The 10,565-nt window shown below is 63.8% G+C and carries 20 protein-coding genes; all 20 read right to left on the reverse strand.

Annotation, left to right across the window (positions count from 1 at the left end; translation table 11 throughout):
* Positions 1-2 precede the first annotated feature (2 nt).
* Positions 3-599 carry an adenylate kinase gene (locus tag EV139_RS07310; protein WP_198677486.1) on the reverse strand — a complete coding sequence of 199 codons (597 nt, stop codon included), beginning with the start codon at positions 597-599 and terminating at the stop codon, positions 3-5.
* A complete protein-coding gene (gene secY, locus EV139_RS07315) occupies positions 596-1,921 on the reverse strand; it encodes a preprotein translocase subunit SecY (RefSeq protein WP_130453678.1) in 1,326 nt (441 codons plus the stop codon). The genes EV139_RS07310 and secY overlap by 4 nt, the downstream gene beginning before the upstream one ends.
* A gap of 217 nt (positions 1,922-2,138) precedes the next feature.
* On the reverse strand, positions 2,139-2,600 hold the full coding sequence (gene rplO / locus EV139_RS07320) for a 50S ribosomal protein L15 (RefSeq protein WP_130453679.1): 462 nt from the start codon (positions 2,598-2,600) through the stop codon (positions 2,139-2,141).
* Positions 2,597-2,785, reverse strand: coding sequence for a 50S ribosomal protein L30 (gene rpmD, locus EV139_RS07325; protein ID WP_130453680.1), 189 nt, complete (start codon positions 2,783-2,785; stop codon positions 2,597-2,599). The genes rplO and rpmD overlap by 4 nt, the downstream gene beginning before the upstream one ends.
* Positions 2,785-3,498: a 30S ribosomal protein S5 gene (rpsE, locus tag EV139_RS07330; RefSeq protein WP_130453681.1), complete on the reverse strand. Its 714-nt coding sequence runs from the start codon at positions 3,496-3,498 to the stop codon at positions 2,785-2,787. Before rpsE ends, rpmD begins: the two co-directional genes overlap by 1 nt.
* Positions 3,495-3,869 (reverse strand): 50S ribosomal protein L18, encoded by a 375-nt coding sequence (gene rplR, locus EV139_RS07335; protein WP_130453682.1) that lies wholly within the window; start codon positions 3,867-3,869, stop codon positions 3,495-3,497. The genes rpsE and rplR overlap by 4 nt, the downstream gene beginning before the upstream one ends.
* Positions 3,870-3,872: 3 nt before the next feature.
* The gene (gene rplF / locus EV139_RS07340) at positions 3,873-4,409 is read right to left on the reverse strand and encodes a 50S ribosomal protein L6 (protein ID WP_130453683.1); all 537 of its coding nucleotides are present in this window, start codon (positions 4,407-4,409) and stop codon (positions 3,873-3,875) included.
* Between the two features lie 6 nt (positions 4,410-4,415).
* Positions 4,416-4,814: a 30S ribosomal protein S8 gene (gene rpsH / locus EV139_RS07345; RefSeq protein ID WP_130453684.1), complete on the reverse strand. Its 399-nt coding sequence runs from the start codon at positions 4,812-4,814 to the stop codon at positions 4,416-4,418.
* Positions 4,815-4,928: 114 nt separating this feature from the next.
* Complete coding sequence (rplE, locus tag EV139_RS07350; RefSeq protein WP_130453685.1) at positions 4,929-5,507, reverse strand: 50S ribosomal protein L5; 579 nt, start codon at positions 5,505-5,507, stop codon at positions 4,929-4,931.
* Entirely contained in the window at positions 5,507-5,869 is a 363-nt protein-coding gene (rplX, locus tag EV139_RS07355; RefSeq protein WP_130453686.1) for a 50S ribosomal protein L24, read from the reverse strand. Before rplX ends, rplE begins: the two co-directional genes overlap by 1 nt.
* A 4-nt stretch (positions 5,870-5,873) precedes the next feature.
* A complete protein-coding gene (gene rplN, locus EV139_RS07360) occupies positions 5,874-6,242 on the reverse strand; it encodes a 50S ribosomal protein L14 (protein ID WP_130453687.1) in 369 nt (122 codons plus the stop codon).
* Positions 6,243-6,274: 32 nt separating this feature from the next.
* Positions 6,275-6,547: a 30S ribosomal protein S17 gene (gene rpsQ, locus EV139_RS07365; RefSeq protein ID WP_046456195.1), complete on the reverse strand. Its 273-nt coding sequence runs from the start codon at positions 6,545-6,547 to the stop codon at positions 6,275-6,277.
* A gap of 2 nt (positions 6,548-6,549) precedes the next feature.
* A complete protein-coding gene (gene rpmC / locus EV139_RS07370; protein ID WP_130453688.1) occupies positions 6,550-6,861 on the reverse strand; it encodes a 50S ribosomal protein L29 in 312 nt (103 codons plus the stop codon).
* Positions 6,861-7,280, reverse strand: a complete 420-nt coding sequence (gene rplP / locus EV139_RS07375) for a 50S ribosomal protein L16 (RefSeq protein WP_130453689.1) — start codon at positions 7,278-7,280, stop codon at positions 6,861-6,863. The genes rpmC and rplP overlap by 1 nt, the downstream gene beginning before the upstream one ends.
* A gap of 2 nt (positions 7,281-7,282) precedes the next feature.
* Positions 7,283-8,041 carry a 30S ribosomal protein S3 gene (gene rpsC, locus EV139_RS07380; RefSeq protein ID WP_130453690.1) on the reverse strand — a complete coding sequence of 253 codons (759 nt, stop codon included), beginning with the start codon at positions 8,039-8,041 and terminating at the stop codon, positions 7,283-7,285.
* A complete protein-coding gene (rplV, locus tag EV139_RS07385) occupies positions 8,042-8,425 on the reverse strand; it encodes a 50S ribosomal protein L22 (protein WP_130453691.1) in 384 nt (127 codons plus the stop codon). It lies immediately after the preceding gene.
* Between the two features lie 26 nt (positions 8,426-8,451).
* Complete coding sequence (gene rpsS, locus EV139_RS07390; RefSeq protein WP_017793370.1) at positions 8,452-8,733, reverse strand: 30S ribosomal protein S19; 282 nt, start codon at positions 8,731-8,733, stop codon at positions 8,452-8,454.
* 22 nt (positions 8,734-8,755) lie between these two features.
* Positions 8,756-9,592 carry a 50S ribosomal protein L2 gene (rplB, locus tag EV139_RS07395; RefSeq protein ID WP_130453692.1) on the reverse strand — a complete coding sequence of 279 codons (837 nt, stop codon included), beginning with the start codon at positions 9,590-9,592 and terminating at the stop codon, positions 8,756-8,758.
* Between the two features lie 20 nt (positions 9,593-9,612).
* Positions 9,613-9,912 carry a 50S ribosomal protein L23 gene (gene rplW, locus EV139_RS07400; RefSeq protein WP_130453693.1) on the reverse strand — a complete coding sequence of 100 codons (300 nt, stop codon included), beginning with the start codon at positions 9,910-9,912 and terminating at the stop codon, positions 9,613-9,615.
* On the reverse strand, positions 9,909-10,562 hold the full coding sequence (rplD, locus tag EV139_RS07405; RefSeq protein WP_130453694.1) for a 50S ribosomal protein L4: 654 nt from the start codon (positions 10,560-10,562) through the stop codon (positions 9,909-9,911). Before rplD ends, rplW begins: the two co-directional genes overlap by 4 nt.
* Positions 10,563-10,565: the final 3 nt, after the last annotated feature.

The following is a 10,565-nucleotide window of genomic DNA, read 5'->3' on the forward strand; positions in this document are numbered from 1 at the left end:
GTCTAGCGACCCGCCTTCGACGTCAGCAGGGAGTCGAGGCCGGTCGCAATGCGCTCAGCGACTTCCTCGACCGTTCCGAGGCCGTCGACCGCAACCAGAATCCCGCGCTCGGAGAACAGTTCGACGAGCGGGGCCGTCTGCTCCGCGTAGATGTGCTGGCGGTGGCGGATGACCTCTTCGGTGTCGTCTGCACGACCCTCGAGCTCGGCGCGCTTCAGCAGGCGGGAGACGACCGCGTCGGTGTCGACCTCAAGCAGCACCACCGCGTCGAGCGAATCGCCCTCGATCATGTTGTCGAGCGCGTGCACCTGCTCCACGTTGCGCGGGTAGCCGTCAAGGAGGAACCCGGGTGCCGCATCCGGCTGGGTCAGGCGATCGGCGACGATCTCGTTGGTGAGCGTGTCAGGGACCAGCTCGCCGCGCTCGATGATCGCCTGCACCTGCTGCCCCAGCGGGGTCCCACCCTTGATGTTGGCGCGGAAGATGTCGCCGGTGGAGATCGCGGGAACGCCGTAGCGTTGCGCAATCTGCGCCGCCTGCGTGCCCTTGCCCGCGCCGGGCGGGCCAATGATCAGCAGTCTGGTCGTGGTATCCGTCACTTGAGGAGCCCTTCGTAGTGGCGCTGCTGCAGCTGTGCATCAATCTGCTTCACCGTCTCAAGGCCAACGCCAACGATAATCAGGATCGAGGCACCGCCGAACGGGAAGTTCTGGTTCGCTCCGAAGAACGACAGCGCGATCAGCGGAATCAGTGCGATGATGCCGAGGTAGAGCGAACCCGCGCTCGTGATTCGGATCAGCACGTAGTTGAGGTATTCGGCCGTGGGCCGACCCGCGCGGATCCCCGGGATGAAGCCGCCGTACTGCTTCATGTTGTCGGAGACTTCCTCGGGGTTGAACGTGATCTGCACGTAGAAGAACGTGAAGCCGATCACGAGCAGGAAGAAGACCAGCATGTAGAGCGGCTGGTCGCCGGTCACCAGGTTGTTCTGCACCCAGACGACCCAGGGCTTGGGATCCTCGCCAATCTGCGGCTGGTTGAACTGAGCGATCAGCATCGGCAGGTAGAGGATCGCGGAGGCGAAAATCACGGGGATCACGCCGGCCATGTTGACCTTGATCGGAATGTAGGTGCTGGACCCGCCGTACGTGCGACGTCCGACGACGCGCTTGGCGTACTGCACCGGAATTCGGCGCTGCGACTGCTCCACGTACACCACGGCCGCGATGACGAGCAGCCCGATCGCGAGAACGAAGAAGAAGACTTCCCAGCCGCGCGACTCCTTGATGATCCACATCGCGCCGGGGAAGCTCGCCGAAATCGAGGTGAAGATCAGGAGGGACATGCCGTTGCCGATGCCGCGCTCGGTGATGAGCTCGCCGAACCACATGATGAGACCGGTACCCGCCGTCATCGTGAGGATCATGATGAGAATCGCCCACCACTCCTGCGACACGAGGTTCTGGCAGGCCTGGTTCGCGGATGCGCCGAACAGCTGGCCGGAGCGGGCGACCGTGATCAGGGTGGTCGACTGCAGCACGGCGAGCGCGATGGTGAGGTAGCGCGTGTACTGGGTGAGCTTCGCCTGTCCGGCCTGGCCCTCTTTGTGCAGCGTCTCAAAGTGCGGAATCACCACACGCAGCAGCTGCGTGATGATCGACGCGGTGATGTAGGGCATGATGCCCAGCGCGAAGATCGAGAGCTGGAGCAGCGCACCACCGCTGAAGAGGTTGATCATGTCGTACAGACCAGACGTACCCGTCGCCTGATTTGCGACAAGACAGGCCTGGACGTTGTTGAAGTCAACGAACGGTGCAGGGATAAAGGATCCGAGTCGGAACAGCGACACGATCGCGAGAGTGAAGACAATCTTCCGTCTCAGATCGGGAGTTCGAAAGATCCGTCCGATAGCGCTGAACAAAATCTGCCTCCTGGGGGCGTCGTACGGGGCCTTCGCCTGACGACGAGAACCAATTGCACCAGCCTACACGGCGGGTGGGGCCTCTCTCCAACACTCAAGAGCTGCGGGAGAGGCAAAAAGACAAAAAAGCGGGGGCGAGCGGCGCGGCAATTCAGCCGGCGCCACTCTCCCCCGCTCCTCGAGACACGCTCGAGAGTGCACTAAGCCCGAGGGCTCGTTACTTCACAGCCCCGCCGGCCGCGACGATCTTCTGCTCAGCCGAGCTGGAGACCTTGTCGACGGACACGGTGAGCTTGACCTGCAGGTCGCCGTCACCGAGGACCTTGACGGGCTGGTTCTTGCGAACCGCGCCCTTTGCAACGAGATCCTCGATCGTGACGTCGCCACCCTTCGGGTAGAGCTCTGCGAGCTTGGCAACGTTCACCACCTGGTACTCGGTGCGGAACGGGTTCTTGAACCCGCGCAGCTTCGGGGTGCGCATGTGCAGCGGCATCTGCCCACCCTCGAAGCCGGCCCGAACCTGGTACCGCGCCTTGGTGCCCTTGGTGCCGCGACCCGCGGTCTTACCCTTGGATCCCTCACCGCGACCCACACGGGTCTTGGACTTCTTCGAGCCAGCTGCAGGACGCAGGTGGTGCGCCTTCAGCACCGGCTCGCGCTCCTCGTTCTTCTCGCTCATGCGTCGATCTCCTCAACCTGCACCAGGTGAGCTACAGCACGCACGTAGCCGCGGTTCGCCCGGGTGTCCTCGCGAACGACCGACTGGCCGATCTTGCGGAGACCAAGGCTACGCAGCGTATCGCGCTGGTTCTGCTTCTCACTGATAACTGACTTCGTCTGCGTAATCTTCAGGCTCTTAGCCATTACGCACCTGCCTTTGCCTTCGCGGCAGCGTCGGCCGCGGCCTTCGCCTCAGCGCGCACAATGCGGGCCGGGGCGACGCGGTCGAAGTCGAGGCCACGGCGAGCTGCGACGGAGCGGGGCTCCTCGAGCAGCTGCAGGGCCTCAACGGTCGCATGCACGATGTTCAGGGTGTTCGACGAACCGAGCGACTTGCTCAGCACGTCGTGGATGCCAGCGCACTCAAGCACGGCGCGGACGGGGCCACCGGCGATAACACCGGTACCTGCCGCTGCGGGACGCAGGAGAACGACACCGGCGGCCGCCTCACCCTGCACGGGGTGCGGGATGGTGCTGCCGACGCGGGGAACGCGGAAGAAGTTCTTCTTCGCCTCTTCGACGCCCTTCGCAATTGCGAGGGGAACTTCCTTCGCCTTGCCGTAACCGACGCCAACGGTGCCGTTGCCATCGCCCACCACGACGAGCGCGGTGAAGCTGAAGCGACGGCCGCCCTTGACGACCTTCGACACGCGGTTGATGGTCACGACGCGCTCGAGGAACTGGCTCTCGTTGCGGTCGCGGCCGCCACGCTCGTTGCGGGTGCCGCGGTCGCGGCTCCCACGACGCTGCTCGCGCGGCTCGTTACGGTGGTCCTGAGCCGGAGCCTCGGCCGTAGCCGTGGGCTCAGTGGCCTGGGTCTCTACGGTCACTTCCTGCTCCTTCGTTTCCTTGCTCACAGGGTCAGCCCCCCTTCGCGAGCGCCATCGGCGATCGCTGCGACGCGTCCGGCGTACTTGCTGCCGCCGCGGTCGAACACGACCGCCTCGACACCAGCAGCCTTTGCGCGGTCGGCGACAAGCTCGCCAACCTTGCGAGCCTTAGCCGTCTTGTCGCCCTCGAAGGAGCGGAGATCGGCTTCCATGGTCGATGCCGATGCGAGGGTGATGCCCTTCGAATCGTCAACAACCTGAACGAATACGTGACGCGCGGAGCGGTTCACGACGAGACGGGGACGAAGCTCCGTGCCGACGATCTTCTTCCGAAGGCGGGTGTGGCGGCGCACGCGCGCAGCCGACCGGCCCTTAGCCCGAGATACTGAAGCGGCCATGGGTTACTTACCAGCCTTTCCTGCCTTGCGGCGGACAACCTCGCCCGCGTAGCGAATGCCCTTGCCCTTGTAGGGCTCCGGCTTCTTCAGCTTGCGGATGTTCGCGGCGGCTTCGCCAACCGCCTGCTTCGAGATACCGCTCACGGTGATCTTGGTGTTGCCCTCAACCGAGAGCGTGATGCCCTCGGGTGCGTCAACGTTGACCGGGTGCGAGAAGCCAAGGGCGAGCTCAAGGCCGGCACCCTTCTGCTGCACGCGGTACCCGGTGCCAACGACCTCGAGCTGCTTTGCGTAGCCCTCGGTCACACCGATGATGTTGTTGTTGATGAGCGTGCGGGTCAGACCGTGCAGCGCTCGTGAATCGCGCTCGTCGTCGGGACGGGTGACGAGCACCTGTCCGTCTTCGAGGGCAACTCGGATGGGCTCAGCAACGACGAGCGACAGCTCGCCCTTCGAACCCTTGACCGTGACCTTCTGGCCATCGATCTTGACGTCTACACCACCGGGAACGGTGATGGGAAGCTTACCAATACGTGACATGACGGCTTACCACACGTAAGCGAGGACTTCCCCGCCAACGCCCTTCTGCTCGGCCTCGCGGTCCGTGAGGAGCCCCGAAGAGGTGGACAGGATCGCGATGCCGAGGCCACCGAGCACGCTCGGGATCTCGGTTGAGCGTGCGTATACCCGGAGGCCGGGCTTCGACACGCGCTTGATGCCCTCAATCGAGCGCTCGCGGTTGGGGCCGTACTTCAGGGACATGTTGATGGTCGTGCCAACGCGAGCGGGCTCAACCTTCCAGTCCTTGATGTAGCCTTCGCGCTTGAGGATCTCCGCGATCCGCTCCTTCAGCTTCGAGCCGGGGAGCGAAACGTCGTCATGATGCGCAGAGTTTGCATTGCGCAGCCGGGTCAGCATATCTGCGACCGGATCAGTCATCGTCATGAGTGACTCTTCTTTCTCGCCTGGTATCACGCACCGTTACACGGAACGCGACCTGGGTGACATGCGGTCTGGGTGCCCGGGAAAACTCCCGGGCACCCTCGCCGCTTGGACTATTTAGTTGTCGGTCTTGAACGGGAAGCCGATTGCGCGAAGCAGCGCACGGCCCTCGTCGTCAGACTGAGCGGTGGTCACGACAGTGATGTCGAAACCACGCACGCGGTCAATCTTATCCTGATCGATCTCATGGAACACACTCTGCTCGGTCAGACCGAACGTGTAGTTGCCATTGCCGTCGAACTGCTTGGGCGAAAGACCGCGGAAATCGCGGATTCGCGGCAGTGCCAGGCTGACGAGACGGTCAAGGAATTCCCAGGCGCGGTCACCGCGGAGGGTGACGTGAGCGCCGATCGCCTGTCCCTCGCGCAGCTTGAACTGTGCGATCGACTTGCGGGCCTTGGTGACCATGGGCTTCTGACCGGTGATCTTCACGAGGTCGGCAATTGCGCCCTCGATCACCTTGCTGTCGCGGGCAGCTTCGCCGACACCAGTGTTCACGACCACCTTGACGATGCCCGGAACCTGCATGATGTTGGCGTAGTTGAACTCCTCGCGCAGCGCCGGAACAATTTCGCTCCGGTACTTCTGCTTCAGACGCGGCTGGATTTTGCCAGCTGCAACGGCAGTCTCGCTCATTAGAGGTCCTTCCCAGACGTCTTCGCGTAACGCACGCGGACGGTCTTCTTCTTGCCGTCGCGCTCGACCTCTTCGACGCGGAAGCCAACGCGAGTCGGCTTCTTCGTCTCGGGGTCAACGATTGCAACGTTCGAGATGTGGATCGGGGCCTCAACGGTCTCGATGCCACCCTCGCGCGTGCCGCGGTCTGACTGGCCAACGCGGACGTGCTTGGTCACGAAGTTGACGCCCTCGACGATCACGCGATCGGTCTCGGTAATCACCTCGATGACCTTGCCCTGCTTGCCCTTGTAGCCGCCGCGCTCCTGCGACGGGCCCGAGATGACCTCAACGAGGTCACCCTTCTTGATCTTCATGCCCATAGGACTAGATCACCTCCGGTGCGAGCGAGACGATCTTCATGAACCGCTTATCGCGCAGCTCACGACCGACCGGCCCGAAGATACGGGTGCCGCGGGGCTCCCCATCGGCCTTGAGAATGACGGCAGCGTTCTCGTCGAAGCTGATGTACGAGCCATCAGCGCGACGGGTCGACTTGCGCGTGCGAACGATGACGGCCTTGATGACCTCACCCTTCTTCACGTTGCCGCCGGGGATCGCGTCCTTGACGGTCGCAACGATCGTGTCGCCGATACCGGCGTAACGACGCTTCGAGCCCCCGAGGACACGGATCGTGAGCAACTCCTTGGCGCCCGAGTTATCGGCCACCTTGAGTCGGGATTCCTGCTGAATCACTTGCTACTCCTTCACTAAAGTAAGCCTGAGGCTTACTTCGCCTTCTCGAGGATCTCGACCAGACGCCAGCGCTTCGAAGCGCTCAGCGGACGGGTCTCATGGATGAGCACGAGATCGCCGATGCCGGCGGTGTTCTGCTCATCGTGTGCCTTCACCTTCGAGGAGCGGCGCAGGACCTTGCCGTAGAGGGGGTGCTTTACGCGATCCTCAACCTCAACGACGATGGTCTTGTCCATCTTGTCGCTGACGACGTAGCCACGGCGAGCCTTACGGTATCCGCGCTGTTCCTTCTCGACCTCAGCCATAGTTAGGCCTCCTTCGTATCAGCGGCGGCGTCCGCCTGCTCGGTCTTCTTGGTGCTCTTCTTCGCCTTCGCGGGAGCAGGTGCTGCGGCCGGGGTGACCCGAATGCCGAGCTCACGCTCGCGGAGCACCGTGTAGATGCGCGCGATATCGCGCTTCACCTGGCGCACGCGGCCGTGGCTTTCCAGCTGGCCGGTGGCCGACTGGAAACGCAGGTTGAAGAGCTCAGCCTTCGCCTTCTTGAGCTCCTCGGCCAGACGCTCGTTCTCGAAAGAATCGAGCTCCGTGATGGCCAGTTCTTTGGTACCGATCGCCATTACGCGTCGCCCTCCTCGCGCTTGATAATACGGGCCTTGAGCGGCAGCTTGTGGATGGCGCGGGTCAGCGCCTCACGTGCGAGCTGCTCATCGACGCCGGCGACCTCAAAGAGGACGCGGCCCGGCTTGACGTTGGCCACCCACCACTCGGGCGAGCCCTTACCGGAACCCATGCGGGTTTCCGCAGGCTTCTTGGTGAGGGGACGATCCGGGTAGATGTTGATCCACACCTTGCCACCACGCTTGATGTGACGGGTCATCGCGATACGAGCGGACTCGATCTGACGGTTCGTCACATACGCGGGGCTCAGGGCCTGGATACCGTACTCGCCGAACGCGACAGTGTTGCCGCCCTTCGACTGGCCGCTGCGGCTGGGGTGGTGCTGCTTGCGGTACTTGACTCGACGGGGAATCAGCATGCTTACTTCTCCGCTCCTGCTGCAGCGGGTGCAGCCTCGGCCTGAGCGCCACGGGGCGCACGGCGGCGGTCGCCACGGTCGCGCGACGGCTTCTGGGCCGCCTGCTCGCGAGCGAGTTCCTTGTTGGTGAGGTCGCCCTTGTAGATCCAGACCTTCACGCCGATGCGGCCGAAGGTGGTCTTCGCCTCGTAGAAGCCGTAGTCGATGTTCGCGCGGAGCGTGTGCAGCGGCACGCGACCCTCACGGTAGAACTCCGAGCGGCTCATCTCGGCGCCGCCAAGGCGGCCGGAGACCTGGATGCGGATGCCCTTGGCACCAGCGCGCTGCGCGCCCTGGAGACCCTTGCGCATCGCACGACGGAACGCCACGCGAGCAGCGAGCTGCTCGGCGATGCCCTGTGCAACGAGCTGAGCGTCAGCCTCGGGGTTCTTCACCTCGAGGATGTTCAGCTGGATCTGCTTGCCCGTGAGCTTCTCGAGGTCGGCGCGAATGCGCTCGGCCTCGGCGCCGCGGCGACCGATGACGATGCCGGGACGTGCCGAGTGGATATCCACGCGGACACGGTCACGGGTACGCTCGATCTCCACGCGGGACACGCCCGCGCGGTCAAGCTGCTTCGTCAGGTGCTGACGGATCTTGATGTCCTCGGCGACGTAGTCAGCGTAACGCTGACCCTTCTTCGTCGAGTCCGAGAACCAGCGCGAGACGTGGTCAGTGGTGATCCCGAGGCGGAAGCCGTAGGGATGAATCTTCTGGCCCATTTACTTGGCTCCCTTCTTCGTGACCTGGAGCTCATCAGCCGTCTGCAGAACGACGGTGATGTGGCTGGTCCGCTTGTTGATCCGGAACGCACGACCCTGCGCGCGGGGGCGGAAACGCTTGAGCGTCGTGCCCTCGTCGACGTAGGCGCGAGCGATGACCAGCTCGTCCTCGTTGAGACGCAGGTTCTCCGCGTCTGCCTTCACCCGAGCGTTCGCGATCGCCGAGGCGACCAGCTTGAACACGGGCTCGGCTGCGGCCTGGGGGGCGAACTTCAGGATGGCGAGCGCCTCCTGAGCATTCTTCCCACGAACCAGGTCAACAACGCGACGGGCCTTCTGGGGGGTGATGCGGATCTGACGCACGCGTGCGGTCGATTCCACCATTTCTCTCTCCTCCTTCACGTCACCGCTTAGCGGCGACGGCCCTTCTTGTCGTCCTTCACGTGACCGCGGAAGGTACGAGTGGGCGCAAACTCGCCCAGCTTGTGACCGACCATGGTCTCCGTTACGAACACGGGGATGTGCTTCCGACCGTCGTGCACGGCGATGGTGTGTCCCAGCATTGCGGGGATGATCATCGAACGGCGCGACCAGGTCTTGATCACGTTCTTGGTGCCAGCTTCGTTCTGGACAACAACCTTGCTCAGCAGGTGGTTATCTACGAAGGGGCCCTTCTTGAGACTACGAGGCATCTTCTATTCTCCTACCCGCCGACTAACGCTTCTTGCCAACATTGCGGCGACGCACGATGAGCTTGTCGCTTTCCTTGTTCGGACGGCGCGTGCGGCCTTCCTTCTGGCCCCAGGGGCTGACCGGGTGACGGCCACCCGAGGTGCGGCCTTCGCCACCACCGTGCGGGTGATCGACCGGGTTCATGACGACGCCACGCACGGTCGGGCGGACGCCCTTCCAGCGCATGCGGCCGGCCTTACCCCAGTTGATGTTCGACTGCTCGGCGTTGCCGACCTCGCCGACGGTCGCGCGGCAGCGCGCGTCGACGTTGCGGATCTCGCCCGAGGGGAGACGCAGCTGAGCGTACGGGCCGTCCTTCGCAACGAGGCGAACCGAAGCGCCAGCCGAGCGCGCCATCTTGGCGCCCCCACCGGGCTTGAGCTCGATCGCGTGAATCACGGTACCGGTCGGGATGTTGCGCAGCGGCAGGTTGTTGCCGGGCTTGATATCGGCGGCCGGACCCGACTCGACGATATCGCCCTGCTTCAGCTTGTTCGGTGCGATGATGTAGCGCTTCGCGCCGTCCTCGAAGTGCAGGAGCGCAATGCGCGCCGTGCGGTTCGGGTCGTACTCGATGTGCGCAACCTTGGCGTTGACGCCGTCCTTGTCATTGCGACGGAAGTCGATGACACGGTACTGGCGCTTGTGGCCACCGCCGATGTGGCGAGTGGTGATCCGGCCCTGGTTGTTGCGGCCGCCCGTCTTGGGGAGCGGGCGAAGCAGCGACTTCTCGGGCGTGGAGCGCGTGATCTCAGCGAAATCAGCGACGCTCGAACCGCGACGACCCGGGGTCGTCGGCTTGTACTTGCGAATAGCCATAATGTTCCTTTTCGCCCCTTCTACAGCGCAGCCGTGAAGATGTCGATGGAGCCGGACTTCAGCGTGACGATTGCACGCTTCGTGTCCTTGCGCTTGCCCGCACCGAACTTGGTGCGGCGGGTCTTGCCCTTGCGGTTCAGCGTGCGGACCTTCTGGACCTTTACGTTGAAGACCTCTTCGATCGCGAGCTTGATCTCGGTCTTGTTCGCCGTGGGAGCAACCTCAAAGGTGTACTGACCGTTGGCGTCGATGAGACCGTAGCTCTTCTCGGAAACGATGGGGCGGACGATGACGTCGTGTGCAGACTTGTTCAGGCTCACTTCGAGTCCTCCTGAGCGGCACGGCCGGCGACGAACAAGTCGAAGGCAGCCTTGGTGAAGACGAGATCGTCGCTGACGACCACGTCGTAGGCGTTGAGCTGATCCTGGAACAGCACGTGAACGAACGGCAGGTTCCGAACGCTGAGCGGGGTGAGCTCGTCCGCGCGGTCAACGACCACGAGCACGCGCTTGCCCGGCGCCACCGTCGCGAGGAACTCGCGAGCGGCCTTGGTGCTGGGCTTGTCAGCGATACCGAAGCCGTCAACGACGTGCAGACGGTTCGCGCGAGCGCGATCCGAGAGCAGGCCGCGGAGAGCTGCAGCGATCATCTTCTTGGGAGTGCGCTGCGAGTAGTCGCGGGGCACGGGCCCGTGGACGACGCCGCCGCCGCGGTGCTGAGGCATACGGACGGAGCCCTGACGAGCGCGGCCGGTGCCCTTCTGCTTGAACGGCTTGACACCCGAACCGGAAACCTCACCACGGGTCTTCACCTTGTGAGTACCCTGGCGCGCAGCTGCGAGCTGGGCGGTGACCACCTGGTGGATCAGCGGGACGTTGGTCTCGGCGCCGAAGATTGCCTCGGGCAGGTCAACCGACCCGGCCTTCTTGCCCTTCGCGTCGAGCACCTCGAGCTTGGTAGCGGTAGCCATGAA

It is taken from the genome of Leucobacter luti (genome assembly GCF_004217175.1).
GTDB classification, from domain to species: Bacteria; Actinomycetota; Actinomycetes; order Actinomycetales; family Microbacteriaceae; genus Leucobacter; species Leucobacter luti.

Excerpts from the sequence above, each read along its gene's own strand:
- rplD (WP_130453694.1), bottom strand. The coding sequence starts at position 10,562 with ATGGCTACCGCTACCAAGCTCGAGGTGCTCGACGCGAAGGGCAAGAAG.
- rplF (WP_130453683.1), bottom strand. The coding sequence starts at position 4,409 with ATGTCACGTATTGGTAAGCTTCCCATCACCGTTCCCGGTGGTGTAGAC.
- rplE (WP_130453685.1), bottom strand. The coding sequence starts at position 5,507 with ATGAGCGAGACTGCCGTTGCAGCTGGCAAAATCCAGCCGCGTCTGAAG.
- rplV (WP_130453691.1), bottom strand. The coding sequence starts at position 8,425 with ATGGTGGAATCGACCGCACGCGTGCGTCAGATCCGCATCACCCCCCAG.
- rpsH (WP_130453684.1), bottom strand. The coding sequence starts at position 4,814 with ATGACGATGACTGATCCGGTCGCAGATATGCTGACCCGGCTGCGCAAT.
- rplX (WP_130453686.1), bottom strand. The coding sequence starts at position 5,869 with ATGGGCATGAAGATCAAGAAGGGTGACCTCGTTGAGGTCATCTCGGGC.
- rpsQ (WP_046456195.1), bottom strand. The coding sequence starts at position 6,547 with ATGGCTGAGGTCGAGAAGGAACAGCGCGGATACCGTAAGGCTCGCCGT.
- rpmD (WP_130453680.1), bottom strand. The coding sequence starts at position 2,785 with ATGGCTAAGAGCCTGAAGATTACGCAGACGAAGTCAGTTATCAGTGAG.
- rplO (WP_130453679.1), bottom strand. The coding sequence starts at position 2,600 with ATGAGCGAGAAGAACGAGGAGCGCGAGCCGGTGCTGAAGGCGCACCAC.
- rplB (WP_130453692.1), bottom strand. The coding sequence starts at position 9,592 with ATGGCTATTCGCAAGTACAAGCCGACGACCCCGGGTCGTCGCGGTTCG.
- rpsC (WP_130453690.1), bottom strand. The coding sequence starts at position 8,041 with ATGGGCCAGAAGATTCATCCCTACGGCTTCCGCCTCGGGATCACCACT.
- rpmC (WP_130453688.1), bottom strand. The coding sequence starts at position 6,861 with ATGGCGATCGGTACCAAAGAACTGGCCATCACGGAGCTCGATTCTTTC.
- rplP (WP_130453689.1), bottom strand. The coding sequence starts at position 7,280 with ATGCTGATTCCCCGTCGAGTCAAGTACCGCAAGCAGCACCACCCCAGC.
- rplR (WP_130453682.1), bottom strand. The coding sequence starts at position 3,869 with ATGGCCGCTTCAGTATCTCGGGCTAAGGGCCGGTCGGCTGCGCGCGTG.
- rpsS (WP_017793370.1), bottom strand. The coding sequence starts at position 8,733 with ATGCCTCGTAGTCTCAAGAAGGGCCCCTTCGTAGATAACCACCTGCTG.